Annotated in this window: 13 protein-coding genes and 1 other annotated feature; of the genes, 2 read left to right on the forward strand and 11 right to left on the reverse strand. The window is 36.2% G+C overall.

Annotated elements, in window-relative coordinates:
• Nucleotides 1–166: 166 nt before the first annotated feature.
• The gene (locus H7992_RS22445) at nucleotides 167–382 is read right to left on the reverse strand and encodes a hypothetical protein (RefSeq protein ID WP_187046090.1); all 216 of its coding nucleotides are present in this window, start codon (nucleotides 380–382) and stop codon (nucleotides 167–169) included.
• An 88-nt stretch (nucleotides 383–470) separates the two neighbouring features.
• Nucleotides 471–675 (forward strand) — a binding site (T-box leader).
• A gap of 62 nt (nucleotides 676–737) precedes the next feature.
• Between H7992_RS22445 and argS the strand changes: the two genes are divergently transcribed.
• Nucleotides 738–2,402, forward strand: coding sequence for an arginine--tRNA ligase (gene argS / locus H7992_RS22450; protein ID WP_187046091.1), 1,665 nt, complete (start codon nucleotides 738–740; stop codon nucleotides 2,400–2,402).
• 169 nt (nucleotides 2,403–2,571) lie between these two features.
• On the opposite strand, the gene H7992_RS22455 is transcribed toward argS, so the two are convergent.
• The 10 genes from H7992_RS22455 to H7992_RS22500 form a co-directional block, all read right to left on the reverse strand.
• Entirely contained in the window at nucleotides 2,572–2,889 is a 318-nt protein-coding gene (locus tag H7992_RS22455; RefSeq protein WP_187046092.1) for a hypothetical protein, read from the reverse strand.
• Nucleotides 2,890–3,555: 666 nt separating this feature from the next.
• Entirely contained in the window at nucleotides 3,556–4,155 is a 600-nt protein-coding gene (locus H7992_RS22460; RefSeq protein WP_187046093.1) for an IS3 family transposase, read from the reverse strand.
• Nucleotides 4,156–4,414: 259 nt separating this feature from the next.
• The gene (locus H7992_RS22465; RefSeq protein ID WP_187046094.1) at nucleotides 4,415–4,720 is read right to left on the reverse strand and encodes a helix-turn-helix domain-containing protein; all 306 of its coding nucleotides are present in this window, start codon (nucleotides 4,718–4,720) and stop codon (nucleotides 4,415–4,417) included.
• A gap of 137 nt (nucleotides 4,721–4,857) precedes the next feature.
• Nucleotides 4,858–5,358, reverse strand: coding sequence for a hypothetical protein (locus H7992_RS22470; RefSeq protein WP_187046095.1), 501 nt, complete (start codon nucleotides 5,356–5,358; stop codon nucleotides 4,858–4,860).
• Between the two features lie 52 nt (nucleotides 5,359–5,410).
• Nucleotides 5,411–6,076 (reverse strand): toxin C-terminal domain-containing protein, encoded by a 666-nt coding sequence (locus H7992_RS22475; protein ID WP_187046096.1) that lies wholly within the window; start codon nucleotides 6,074–6,076, stop codon nucleotides 5,411–5,413.
• 327 nt (nucleotides 6,077–6,403) lie between these two features.
• Nucleotides 6,404–6,748 (reverse strand): tyrosine-type recombinase/integrase, encoded by a 345-nt coding sequence (locus H7992_RS24930; protein ID WP_255428523.1) that lies wholly within the window; start codon nucleotides 6,746–6,748, stop codon nucleotides 6,404–6,406.
• 509 nt (nucleotides 6,749–7,257) lie between these two features.
• Complete coding sequence (locus tag H7992_RS22485) at nucleotides 7,258–7,815, reverse strand: hypothetical protein (RefSeq protein WP_187046097.1); 558 nt, start codon at nucleotides 7,813–7,815, stop codon at nucleotides 7,258–7,260.
• 11 nt (nucleotides 7,816–7,826) lie between these two features.
• Nucleotides 7,827–8,669 carry an SAR2788 family putative toxin gene (locus tag H7992_RS22490; protein WP_187046098.1) on the reverse strand — a complete coding sequence of 281 codons (843 nt, stop codon included), beginning with the start codon at nucleotides 8,667–8,669 and terminating at the stop codon, nucleotides 7,827–7,829.
• A 14-nt stretch (nucleotides 8,670–8,683) separates the two neighbouring features.
• Nucleotides 8,684–9,637 (reverse strand): S8 family peptidase, encoded by a 954-nt coding sequence (locus tag H7992_RS22495; RefSeq protein ID WP_187046099.1) that lies wholly within the window; start codon nucleotides 9,635–9,637, stop codon nucleotides 8,684–8,686.
• A gap of 1,085 nt (nucleotides 9,638–10,722) precedes the next feature.
• Nucleotides 10,723–11,178, reverse strand: coding sequence for a DUF3967 domain-containing protein (locus H7992_RS22500; protein WP_187046100.1), 456 nt, complete (start codon nucleotides 11,176–11,178; stop codon nucleotides 10,723–10,725).
• 263 nt (nucleotides 11,179–11,441) lie between these two features.
• Here H7992_RS22500 and H7992_RS22505 point away from each other — a divergent pair, with 263 nt between their 5' ends.
• Entirely contained in the window at nucleotides 11,442–11,831 is a 390-nt protein-coding gene (locus tag H7992_RS22505) for a hypothetical protein (protein ID WP_187046101.1), read from the forward strand.
• The last annotated feature ends 306 nt before the right edge of the window (nucleotides 11,832–12,137 follow it).

Here is a 12,137-nt window from a genome sequence, read left to right on the forward strand (position 1 = left end):
ATGAGTTTTATTTACTGAGGGATAATTTGTTAGCTGTAGTTAAGTAGTCAAGAACTTATTTGACACTCTAAATTCCTATTTGTCAACAATACAGCTTTCGTTCAATTTCGCCACTAACACTATATGTAGTGTCTTAATCATTATACATACCCTAACATGTTGTGGTCTAATCGTAAATAGGGAAAAAGTTTACTTGTCCTACCATCAATAACTTATCCACATATCCACAGTCATTTTCTAGTGTCGCTTTGACCGTCATCATCGTCATTCTTGCAAACGATACACAAGTTATAAACATTAATTTAAAATCTAAAAAAATATCCTTTTTTCCCGATGTCGGTTCTATTTTGTCATTCAGCACTAAATGCAGTGTTCTACACATAGTTTAGAAGTTAACTCCAAACAGTTTTCACTTGTGAATTATTGTTACTTTCAATTGACAGCCAATCACCATTTTGATACATTCAACTACAACATCTGTGATGAAGAGAGTAGCAATTATTTCTTTTTCAGCGAACTGGGGATGGTGGAAGCCCGGTGAAGAATACTTGTGAACCGCACTTCGGAGATGCTTTTCCAAGCTTTTTAGGAAAAGCCGGTGTCTCGCCGTTATGAGGAAGTGGCCCTATACGGGTAATTTGAGTGGTACCGCGGAAGTAAGCTTTCGTCTCATTAATTTGAGATGAGGGCTTTTTTTTACGCTTTTTTAGTTCAATCAACCAAAAGGAGTGTTGACAATGAAAATGGATGTCTTGCAAGTGCTGCAACAATTTAGTCCGATTCCATTGGATGAAAACATGCTAGAAAAGCCTGTCCATGCACATTTAGGCGAATTGGCTTTACCATGCTTCCCATTCGCAAAGGAACTTAGAAAATCGCCTGTTGTCATTGCCAATGAAATCGCCCTGGCAATCGAACATCCGTTAATTCGTAAAGCAGAAGCCGTCAACGGATATGTGAATATCTTTCTGAACCGTACTACAATTACCAGTGCCCTACTGCAGAAAATTCTGGATCCATCCGTTTCCTATGGGTCATCTAATGAAGGAAATGGCGGGATTGTCACAATCGATTTATCTTCCCCCAACATTGCCAAACCATTTTCCATGGGGCATTTGCGCTCCACCGTCATCGGAAATTCGATTGCACTACTACTCGAAAAGAATGGTTTTAAGACCGTAAAAATCAATTACATCGGAGATTGGGGCACACAGTTTGGCAAGCTACTGACAGCCTACCGGAAATGGGGCTACGAACAAGAGGTCCAGCAAGCTCCAATCCAGACGTTGTTAAAACTGTACATCCGATTCCATGAAGAAGCAGAGCACAATGATTCGCTTAACGCTGAAGGCAGAGCAGCATTCAAATCCCTGGAAGACGGTGATAAGGAAGCACTGGCTTTATGGAAGTGGTTCAAAACGGAATCCCTCAAGGAATTTCAACGCATTTATGATTTGCTGGGTATTACCTTTGATTCCTATAACGGCGAGGCCTACTATAATGACAAGATGGAACCCATCGTTAAGGAAATAGCAGATAAAGGACTCTTAATAGAATCAAATGGTGCACTCGTGGTTGAACTGGGTGAGGATATGCCGCCTTGTTTGATTATGAAATCAGATGGCGCGACGTTATACGCCACACGCGATTTAACCGCTGCAATCGATAGAAAAGAAACGTATGATTTCGTGAAATCTCTCTATGTCGTTGGAAATGAACAAAGTCTCCACTTCACACAATTCAAGAAAGTACTCGGTAAAATGGGCTACGAGTGGGCAGACGATATCCAGCACATTCCTTTCGGTCTCATATTAAAAGCCGGAAAAAAGATGTCCACCCGCAAAGGGAAAATTGTTTTGCTAGAGCAAGTTTTGAATGAGGCGATTTCACTTGCACAGTCGACAATTGAAACGAAGAATCCAAACTTAGCGAATAAAGCGCAAGTCGCTGAAGAAGTTGGCGTCGGTGCCATCATTTTCGGTGACCTGAAACAACATCGCAAACACGATATCGAATTTAACTTAGAAACAATGCTCCAGACAGAAGGTGAAACCGGTCCCTACGTCCAATATGCTTTCGCACGGGCCAAATCAGTGTTAAGAAAAGCTGGCGACATACAGCCGTATAGCGTGGATGACGTCAATGATTTCGAATGGGCAATCATTCGAGCATTGGAGCAATTCCCACAAACAGTCAAGCGCGCTGCGGATGATTTAGACCCATCCATCATTGCAAAATATGCAATCGATCTCGCTCAAACGTTTAGCTCATTTTACGGCAATGTCAAAGTGCTTTCCGATACTGATCATCTGCCATACAGAATTGCACTGATCACGAGTACGGCGATTGTCTTGAAAGAGGCGTTACGATTGTTAGGTATGAAGGCACCTGAGGAAATGTGATTGGAAATAAATCATACCGAAGTCAACAGGTCCGTTCAGCGGTAAAAAAAACAGCAAAAAGCGCTAGTGAAAACGCCAAACATTTACGTATGGCGTTTTCACTAGCGCGATCCATTAAATCCTCTTGTTGAATTCTTGTTCTTTGTTCAACTAACTATCATTAATTGAGCTAGAATGGATTTATTCCTTTAATAAAAGGAATAAAGACGACATAAGCCGAGACAATAAAAAGTACCCAAAAAACCTTGGATTTCATACGTTTTTTAAACAATTGGTTATTTTCATTTGTAAATAGTACACGGATTATTGTATAGAAAAAATACAAAAGATACGACAACCCGAACCAATTAACCCATACGTTCCCCATAAAACTAATCCCGAAATCTTCATAAATTACTCCTAATACATTTTCAGTTAGGATGAAACCAATAGCCAAATAAATTAACACTTTAAAAAATGTAATAGCATCCCTTTTCAAAGCTGACAATTTTATTCCTCCTTACTCATCTATTATATTAGGCCAAAATACGAATCTCATTTCCAACTCTTCTTCTCCTATTGGTCAAAAACTTATTTGGTATATTTTTTGTAGCAGAGTATCTGTTTTTTTGAACTCTAAGTATTTCTACCCTATCAAACCTCTTCTACTTCTTAATCCAATCTTATATATGTTGAACTAATGATTCTATATAATCTCCAGCGAAGGTGCCTCATAGGGGTAGCCGAAGCAATAAGACTAACAGCGGTTTTCGAGGCCACTGAAAAAGTAAGATTACCTTCAATACCCTTGATTTCCGTTCCGAGCGGACGCTTTCCGCGGGCACGGCTTCAGCCTCCTCGTCACTGCGTTCCTGCGGGGTCTTCAGCTCGCGCTGTTCCCGCCGGAGTCGCCGCTCTTCACTACAATCAACTAGTTCTTACTATAAAAAAGAACTTTTTCAGTGGCCTCGCGGTTTTCTGTTTGGCTTATTGCGGGAGGCATCCCCAAGCGCCAAGCGTTGTTGAGAGGATTCTCTATGTCAACATTTATAGTCATGGAACGTATCACTAACCACAAATTACACCACTTTCTTCCAACGCGAACCTGTACAAAATTTAAAAACCAACTGAGTAGACTGACATAGCGATATGAGACACATATAAAACATCTTTATTAGGCTGCCATGACACCATACTTTATGGGTGTTAGGTAGCCTAATTTTTCTTGGATACGTTCTTCATTATAATAATTTAAATAGGTAATTACCCGCTCAGTTACGTCTTGATTACGTAATGAATTAAATTTAACATATTGAAATTCCTCAGACTTCAAGTTCGAATGAAAAGATTCAATCACCGCATTATCCCAATAGTTTCCTCTACGCGACATACTGCTGGCGAAGTCGTTATCCTTAATGCAGGCCTGGTACGCATATGACGTGTAGACACTTCCTTGATCTGAAAGCACAATCACGCCTTCGAGGTGATTACGGACAACCAGCGCCTCCTTTAACGTGTCAATCACGAGTGGGGTTTGTTGATAATCGTATAATTTGTAAGCGACAATTTCGTTATTGAATAGATCCATAATAGTCGAAAGATATTTTGTAGTACTGCCATATTGGATATATGTGATGTCTGTCACCCACTTCTTGTTCGGTTTACTAGCCGTGAAATCGCGGTTAAGAAGGTTAGGGGCAATTATGATACTTTCACCTTGGGATTTCCACTTCCGTTTTGGCTTGATACGACACTGTAAGTTATGCTTTTGCACGAGGTTCTAAACTGTATTGCGATTCAATTCTATATTATAGTTCTGCTTCAATATAGCCTTTATTTTTTGATGACCATTCCGATACCTAGTGCTTTTATACAGTTCCATAATGGATTTCTCTTCTACTGAAAGCGGCTTATTGATAGCTTGAAGACACCATCTATAATAGTTCTCCCGTGGTACTCCTAACGCGGACAAAATGGCTGTAATCGTGTACTTCTTTTTAAGTTTCTCTACACTCTGTAGAACTATTTCTTTTTTAACTCCCTTTCGATCTCCATGTACTTTTCAAGATTTCGTTCTCCATCTTCAAATGAGATAATTGACGTTCCCGCTTGTCGTCTTCACTGGCTAACTCGGGACCGTGACCAAATGTATATTGTTTACCGATTGGCTGATCAAATCGATAAATTTCTTTCGCACGGTACCATTTCATCCAAGTTTCAACCTGTGATTTATTTTTGATTCCGTGTTTTTCCATAATTTCATTAGTTGTCAATTCACCACTTAGTTTATCTTTAACAACTGCCCATTTAACTTCGCTTGAATATACGTTTTTACCCATGCAAAAACACCTCCGATGTAAGTACATTTTACAAATGTACCACTCCGAAGGTGTTTTATATTATCTCAATAATTTAGGCTAGTCCAGTTCAGATATATGGATAGGTCGCTTTTTAACAAATCATCTTGACTTTGATTTCAGCTTAAAGGTTCATCGTGAACAGTATCAAAAATACCCTTATAACCCATTTTTATATAATCAATATTCTTAGGGTCTTTAGAAAGGATATTGATTACGTCTCCGCTCGCTCCGAAATGGATTAGATACTTACTCGTAACAATAATAAATAAAGCATTGAAAGCACAAGTGTTTTTATTGAGAAGTACATCTATTGTATATAAGATTGCCTCACTTACTGGTACATCTTTTATTGATGCAATCTTACCAAACCCATCGTCAAGATCAAACTCTTCACTTGTTAGTTTATATTCTTTCCAATTAACTAAACATATACGCTTTGATAAGTTTTTAGCAATATATTTCTTTCTCCTATTGTATTCTAGGGAAATGAATAGATCGATAGTTGGCTCACCCAACGTGAGGTCGTTAATAAACTTTTGAATACCTTTTACTCGAACTTCACTAAAATAATCCGTTGAGAATCTAACACGATTCTCCATGGGTGCATCAAAATACATAGAAGAACTCCACGGTTCAGTTAGGAGAACCCCGGACTTAGTATTAATGGATTTAGTCGGCGACCCTGTCGAGTTTCGTATCATACGTACCACTCCTTCTATCTTTTGAACAGAGATTTTGCGGCGAAGTGCCACCTTTCCAAGCAGCCTTACCGCTATGATTATCTATATCACGAGATATATAACCAGGCCCTTTTGTGGATTTTTTCACCTTATCAAAAATCGCGGCTTTACCACATTTCTCACTATTTTTTTTATAACCAAGTTTTTTTGCAGCTGCTTCTGCTTCCTTATCTGTCTTGTATACAGGATCATTTTTAGAAAAAAGTAAATTTATGATATTCTTTGCAACTGAAGTAGTGGCTTCCCACATCACATCTCCAATAATAACAGCACCTGTTACAAGTACCATAACTGTTCCAATACCCGGGATGACGTATTTACCAGCCGCTATGGTTCCTCCATAAACAGTATATATATCATCTTCTTGATAATCTTCTAATAAAACTCCTTCATCGGATGACTCTAACTCTTTTATTATTTCGAGTACTTTCAAATCATACTCAGTAAGCTCACTTTGTGGGCTCTCTTCCAGTCGGTTAAGATCGGTGGAAGTTAGAACCTCTCTTTCTTTTGCACTTGCTAAAGGAACCAAAATAGTGGTGCTGAATAAAACTAAAAGACTTAATAACGTAATAACTTTTTTCATCTTTTCCATTCATAACTACCTCCAAATATTTACATTAAAGCCAAAATCAATTATTACACACATAATTAACTAAATACAAGGTATTATGTATCATTTTACCATATTAAATGTATATTTTTCTTCTATTTTGTTGCAGAAAAAGGATAAGACGTGGCAATTATCAACGGGAAATGTCGCAACTCTACTGGCAGACTTCCACGTAGAGAAAGAAATCGTTCGAAAAGAAACCGAATTGGCTATACTCGAATTTTATTTGGGGGAAATCCAACAGGGGTTGCCATCTCCTATTCACCCTCGTTTCATTCTTGTCGGCAACCTTTATAGGGTAGCCTCAAATTAAAGGTCCAAGGCTTGAACAGCCGCATCCATATCGTCCTGTGTGATGCCTATATACCGTAACGTAACACTCTCGGAACTATGGTTAAACATCTTCATCAAGAGCGTTATATTCGTCCCTCGTTTGATTTGATGATAACCAAACGTCTTTCGAAGGGAATGCGTTCCGATGTTTTCAAGACCTAACTCTTTCGCTGCATCACTTATAATGGTCCAGGCCTGGGCCCGGCTAATCGCTTGATTCGTCCCTTTCCGGCTCCTGAATAGGTAAGCTTCCGAATCCCCCTCATAATGCTGGCCGGCATACGCCTCAATCGCCTTTTTAACCCCTTTAGAAAGAGCCATCTTATTTTCCTTCCCTGTCTTTTGTTCAGTCAGTGCTTAATGCGAACGTACACTGTTTTTAGGATCCAGTACATGCTTAAATTGCACCCTAATTAAGTCCGAAATACGATAGGGTGAATTGATGCCAAGCGTAAATAGGAGATAGTTCCTTTCGCTTTGCGCGAAAAGGATTTTTTCATGCTGCTAATCTTGTTAAGATCCCGTATCGGTTCAACAAATTTCATGCCTGCAGTACACTTCCTCACGTATTAATGTGCAAACTCCAATCTAACTTAAGTTGATTTTGACACGTATTAAGTTAGATTCAAATTGATGGCGAAAAAAATTCAAGTATAAAAAACAGCCAAAACCCTTTTGTATCAAGGGTTTTGGCTGTTTTTTGAATCTAACATATTTACATTGTGTTAGATTCATTTTTTATAACTATAAATTCATGAAATATCTGAATTGACATAATCACTTAAATCGTATGCAAGGTTAATTATGTTCAAAAAAATTTATTGTAACTGTTAATTTAAGAAGTTATTCTTGTTTAAATTTTCTAGATAATATTGAAAATATTCATTTTCAATATCTGCAGGATATTCCGCTTTACCCGTTTGGATAAGTGCACCCACAATTAAAGCATTTAAATAACTATTAACTTTTTCACATCTATCTCTTACTATAAATTCTGAGATATAATGACCATCTTTACTTTCTAGAAAAATATCGATTCTTCGTCCTTCTTGTTCATCTAATAATAGCCGATTATAAGACCATTCAGCCTTCTTTATTTTCTTGAAATCTAAAGGATTATCTTGATTGTCATTTAACTCTTCCTTGTGGTATTTTTTCTCTTTTCCTGAAAAAGTACCCAATAATACTTGAGGATCATCTATTACGAGACATTCGAAAATTTTACTGTACTCTAATTGATCATCATTAATTAAGTCTAATACTTCTGTTTTCGAAAATGATTTGGCGTTAAACTTTTTCATTATCTTCTCTATAACTACTTCTTTGGTAAAAGATAATTCATTTTTTTTATATAAGTATTTTTTATATAGTTTTGTGTAGTCAATCATTCATATACTCCTCAAACTGGATTGCCGTAAAACGCATGAGCTTTTGGGGTTCTTTTATATGGATGCCAATGATAATAGTACCCTTTTTTAGGTTTACCATTTAATTGGTCAACTTCGTTTATTGGTTGGCCATTAGGATTAGCTGAAGAGGCAACTCCTTTTGCCTGATTACTAGAAGTCGACCAAGTATCATTTCCAGATTTTATTCTAGTAACTGCTTGTGCTTTACTTAACCCACCCCCATGATAAACAGTACCACTCTGAACTACCGCTGCAAAATGATTATAATCTTTGGATCTTTTAGCTTGATTAGCAACTACATAAGCTGCTCCACCGACAAGTATCATAGCCCCAGTATGAAATAAAGCTGTTAAGATAGCTGGAGTCATTGCTATGCCGATTGGTATTAGAAAAGCAAACGAAGCTGTTCCTTCCTCAGAGTTATATTCAAACTCTTCACCTGTTACTAGGTCCACAATAGTTGCTTCAAACTCATCATTTTCAAATTCATTAATTTTTATAATATATTCTGCTGAAAGAGTTTCTCCTAATTCATCTACTTCTGTTGTAAATAATTTCATAATGTTTGACCCTGGTGTTACTTCAATAGTCGCTTCAGCTAAATTATCATCCACTGTTTTAAGCGTGGTTTTTATTGTTAATTCTTCAGTGGATATATCAAGGTTTTTTAATACAATGTTATCTTTTTTTAGTTCTTCTTTTAATTGGTTTTCGATACTTATTAGACTGCTTAGATCTTCTTGTGCTTTAACTTGATATTTTGGAAAAAGAGTAAAGACCATAGCAATTACGATTAATATTATTAATTTTTCACTCGAATAAATACTTTTCATACCAATACCACCTTCTAATTTTTTAATATTGGAAAACCATTTCCAATATTACCTTTATCACCTTTTAATTTCAAGGAAGATTTTTCTAAAAAACTTTGCACCTCAAAAAAAATATCTTCTTTTCCTTTGAAGTCATTACTTAACAAAAATTCCGAAATTATACCTGTAATATAGGCTGTAGAATAAGAAGAACCCTCACTATAAGAGTAACTCTCTCTATCATTATTTAGCGATAATACATCTACTCCCGGAGCTACAAAATCAACTTTTCCATTAGCGGAGAAACTTGGAAGTTTCCCTTGTTTATCTATCGAACCAACCGAAAAGACTCCATCATATCTAGCTGGGAACTGTGCATTCAATCCGAAAGTATTACCACTGGCAGCTACGATGATAATTTCTTTGTTTACTGCTGAATCTATTAATTTGTTTAGTTCAGGGAAGTCATTAGGAAACCCTAAACTTATATTGATAATATTCACATCTTGTGACATAGCCCACTTAAAGCCATCTAAAAAATCATTTTTTTTAATTTTCCCATTATCATCAATTACTTTGACTGAATACAATTCAACATTTTGGCTAATACCAACTATTCCAAAGTCGTTATCGTTAGCAGTAATTATACCGGCAATTGCTGTACCATGATTTAGAGTATCTACGAGTGGTTCTTGAGGTTGCACGGCATTATACTCTTCTACTATTTTTCCGTCTAAATCTTTATGGTCTTTATTAATCCCACTGTCTAATATCGCTATTTTAATTTTCTTCTCATTTTCTAATTTCGCATTTTGTTTCTTTCCAATAATCTCCGTTCCCCAAGGAATTACTTGACTATCTTGAAAGTTAATATTCTGTTCGCTTTGAATGAATGGTACTTCTTCATTTTTCAGATGAAAGTTGTAGCCCAGGTAAAAAGACAAAGTTATAGTTCCAAGTAAAAAGACAATTAAATAGATTTTCTTCATAATCAATTTGATCTCCTAAATTACAAACAATATTTATACCAATGAATCAATTCCATATCACTGAGCCCTTGAGGCTCTAAGCATAAATGTACAATAAAATAGAATACCTTCCCAAATCCTGTATAATGTGATATTACAAAACTATGTACAATAAACATCCCATTACAGATGGCTATCCCTTTTAAAACTCATCATATTTTACTAGAACAAAATCCTCTCCACAACAATACGCTCCCCATATTATCCAAATATGTATTTTATGTCAAATTCAAAAGTAACATGTTTTTTAATATAAAGTAATCATTATTTTATTTTTTTAAAAAAGAAATCATATTTATTCATTTGAATCTCCTTTTTTCTATATTTGTTGGAACACAAAGCAATAAAAAAAGAGTAGCAACAGTCACTCTTTAATTGCAAAACTTTATTTTATTAGCTAAACTCTGATCTTTTTCATAATCCAAACCAATATTCCAATCAACATTACCTGTTCTATCAAGTGGTTCATAGCTGTCTCCAACGAAGCCCCCCTCGGAGTTGCACTACTGTATTTATTGCCTGCTGCATTCAATGCGCTTGCCCTTGCTAATGCCATCGATTTGCTTACCTACATCCGATATATTACTGTCTTTATAATGCAGTAAGAATACTTCTAACTATTGCTGTTTCATCAATTTCCATCTCCTATTCATCCTCGTTTCATTGTTTTAGCTTGTAGTTATTATTCCAAACGAAAGAAGTTTTACCATCAAAATTTACCCCCAAATTATAAATAGATTCGTCTTCGTAAATCATGGATACGTTTTAAAAGACTGTTTAAGTGTTTGAATGATGGATCTAGCCTATCAATGACATGCTTTTCAATCCCCTATTGCGCACTTTTTTGAATTAATTCCCTTGATATCCTAAAAATTGCTTAAACACCTCTTAGAAGCGTTCTAAAATAAATATGATAGATACGGTGTGGGACTAGGCGAAGCCTAGTGTTTTGATGGGGCCAAGTTTTTTCACTTTAGGCACGCTAGCGTGCCAAAGTAAATCATTCATTATGAATCTATCTTTAAATAAATATCATTTACAAAGTGTTACCTCTTACCAAATACTTTTTCGAAAAAACTCTTTTTTTCCAAGGTGGAAGCGATTAGTTTTTTTGTTTCCTGCGATTCTTTTAAAGCCTGCATTAACTGAAGATCACGTTTATCAAGGTTATTATTAATATAGTTTTGTTGTTCTTCAAGCATCAATAGAAATTGTTTGTTCTGTTCTTCTAATCGTTCTTGTCGTTCTAATCGTTCTTGTCGTTCTAATATATCTAATAATAATTCGTTCTGAAGGACAGGTGGAACGGCAGGAAGTGTCTGTTCTTCCGCTCTGTTCTCTCTTAGAACAGATGCTGTTCCCTCTGTTTGATTAAACCTTGATATGACAATCTCGGATGCCGTTTCGAGTGTGATTCCTTTATTTTGAATGAGTTCTTTCATTCTCCGTAAGATTAATAGCTCACGTTCGACAAATGCTCGGCTGTTGTGCTGACCCCTCATGAAAACGTGCCCTTGATTTTCTAGAGATAGGCACCATTTTCTCAATGTACTGTCGGCAATTTAAGGTATTTCAGCGAACTCTTTACCCCAATAGGCATCTTCAAACTTGTTCATTGTTTGTTCTCCTCTTTTTCATGATAAAGAACACTTTTACTATTAATTAGAAATCCCTTTATAAATCAATCCATTAGGTTAATTCACCCTTGGTCCAAGTGATATAATCAAATCTTATGGAAAAATCAAGTAAAAGGGAGGCTTATTCATTGAGTTGGAGAGATATTAAAATTGATCACATTGATTATGTAGAGAAGTGTGTAGGTGAGTTCGAAATTACTGCTCTACGTTTTTTTAAAAAGGTATACGAAGGAGATACTATCCATTACGGCGCTTTTAAAGTGAAGGTTTATGAGAACCAAAACATTCAACTTAGACCTTATGAGAGTAATGGATTTACAGGGGTTACGAATCTTAGATTAAAGGATTCAATGGGATTAGGTGGCTATGAAGGTGGAATAGGATTTGGGATGACTGTAGAACAAGCTCTGGAAGAAACAGTACGTAAATTTTTGGGGAATATAATGGATTATAAGGCTGAGAAGAAAATGGGTCTCTGTAAAGAGGATTTTGTTCTAATAGATTATAATGAATTTTAAAGGAAAAAAAGTCCTTGGAGAGCTTCAGAATTCGTCCTGTGCGCTTTAAGGGCTTTTTGCTTAGAATTTTATATGTGATTTTTCTTGAAAGGACTTCAAAAGGCTTGTAGACACTTTTGAAGGTTTGATTTTCGGATTTTAGAATGAGTTCTGTTTCTCTTGATTTTCTCCACTTGTTAGTTAATTCGATTTATTTGAGTTAACTATTAAAAATCGCAGTTTACCAGTGGTTATCAAGGTTTACTGTCAAGTTCAGAAATTTTTAGGCTCATATATCCTGATCCTCGTTCTTGTACTTGGCATGGA

The organism is Sporosarcina sp. resist (genome assembly GCF_014302295.1).
GTDB classification, from domain to species: Bacteria; Bacillota; Bacilli; order Bacillales_A; family Planococcaceae; genus Sporosarcina; species Sporosarcina psychrophila.

Coding starts and splice junctions, on each gene's coding strand:
- H7992_RS22445 (WP_187046090.1), bottom strand. CDS start 382: ATGTGTAGAACACTGCATTTAGTGCTGAATGACAAAATAGAACCGACA.
- argS (WP_187046091.1), top strand. CDS start 738: ATGAAAATGGATGTCTTGCAAGTGCTGCAACAATTTAGTCCGATTCCA.
- H7992_RS22465 (WP_187046094.1), bottom strand. CDS start 4,720: ATGGGTAAAAACGTATATTCAAGCGAAGTTAAATGGGCAGTTGTTAAA.
- H7992_RS22470 (WP_187046095.1), bottom strand. CDS start 5,358: ATGTATTTTGATGCACCCATGGAGAATCGTGTTAGATTCTCAACGGAT.
- H7992_RS22475 (WP_187046096.1), bottom strand. CDS start 6,076: ATGGAAAAGATGAAAAAAGTTATTACGTTATTAAGTCTTTTAGTTTTA.
- H7992_RS24930 (WP_255428523.1), bottom strand. CDS start 6,748: ATGGCTCTTTCTAAAGGGGTTAAAAAGGCGATTGAGGCGTATGCCGGC.
- H7992_RS22485 (WP_187046097.1), bottom strand. CDS start 7,815: ATGATTGACTACACAAAACTATATAAAAAATACTTATATAAAAAAAAT.
- H7992_RS22490 (WP_187046098.1), bottom strand. CDS start 8,669: ATGAAAAGTATTTATTCGAGTGAAAAATTAATAATATTAATCGTAATT.
- H7992_RS22495 (WP_187046099.1), bottom strand. CDS start 9,637: ATGAAGAAAATCTATTTAATTGTCTTTTTACTTGGAACTATAACTTTG.
- H7992_RS22500 (WP_187046100.1), bottom strand. CDS start 11,178: ATGAGGGGTCAGCACAACAGCCGAGCATTTGTCGAACGTGAGCTATTA.